The organism is Mesorhizobium sp. WSM4841 (genome assembly GCF_055811515.1).
On record NZ_JBVVQC010000087.1, the window covers coordinates 1 to 1,132 of the forward strand.

Annotated in this window: 1 protein-coding gene; it reads left to right on the top strand. The window is 63.8% G+C overall.

The annotated features are described in order from the left end of the window. Positions 1 to 1,131, top strand: a 1,131-nt coding sequence (tuf, locus tag AC0L14_RS34735) for an elongation factor Tu (protein ID WP_473530221.1), incomplete at its 5' end; no start/stop codon positions are given. Position 1,132: the final 1 nt, after the last annotated feature.

Here is a 1,132-nt window from a genome sequence, read left to right on the forward strand (position 1 = left end):
GGCACGATTGGCCACGTCGATCATGGCAAGACGTCGCTGACGGCGGCGATCACCAAGTATTTTGGCGAATACAAGCGCTACGACCAGATCGATGCGGCGCCCGAGGAGAAGGCGCGCGGCATCACCATCTCGACGGCGCATGTCGAATACGAGACGGCCGCCCGCCACTACGCCCATGTCGACTGCCCCGGCCACGCCGACTATGTGAAGAACATGATCACCGGTGCCGCGCAGATGGACGGCGCGATCCTGGTTGTGTCGGCCGCCGACGGCCCGATGCCGCAGACCCGCGAGCACATCCTGCTGGCCCGTCAGGTCGGCGTGCCGTCGATCGTGGTGTTTTTGAACAAGGTCGACCAGGTCGACGACGCCGAGCTGCTCGAACTGGTCGAGCTCGAGGTGCGTGAACTCTTGACCAAGAACGAGTTCCCCGGCGACGACATTCCGATCGTCAAGGGTTCGGCACTTGCCGCTTTGGAAGATTCCGACAAGAAGATCGGCGAGGATTCGATCCGCGAGCTGATGGCTGCGGTCGACGACTACATCCCGACGCCGGTTCGTCCGCTGGACAAGCCGTTCCTGATGCCGATCGAGGACGTGTTCTCGATCTCGGGCCGCGGCACGGTGGTGACCGGCCGCGTCGAGCGCGGCGTGGTCAAGGTCGGCGAGGAGCTCGAGATCGTCGGCATCCGTCCGACCACCAAGACGACCTGCACGGGCGTCGAGATGTTCCGCAAGCTGCTCGACCAGGGCCAGGCCGGCGACAACATCGGCGCGCTGCTGCGCGGTGTCGACCGCGAAGGTGTCGAGCGCGGCCAGGTTCTGGCCAAGCCCGGTACGGTCAAGCCGCACAAGAAGTTCGTCGCCGAAGCCTACATCCTGACCAAGGACGAAGGTGGCCGTCACACGCCGTTCTTCACCAATTACCGTCCGCAGTTCTATTTCCGCACGACCGACGTGACCGGCATCGTGTCGCTGCCGGAAGGCACCGAGATGGTGATGCCGGGCGACAACATCACCGTCGATGTCGAACTGATCGTGCCGATCGCCATGGAAGAGAAGCTGCGCTTCGCCATCCGTGAAGGCGGCCGCACCGTCGGTGCCGGCATCGTCGTCACCATCAAAGAGTAAT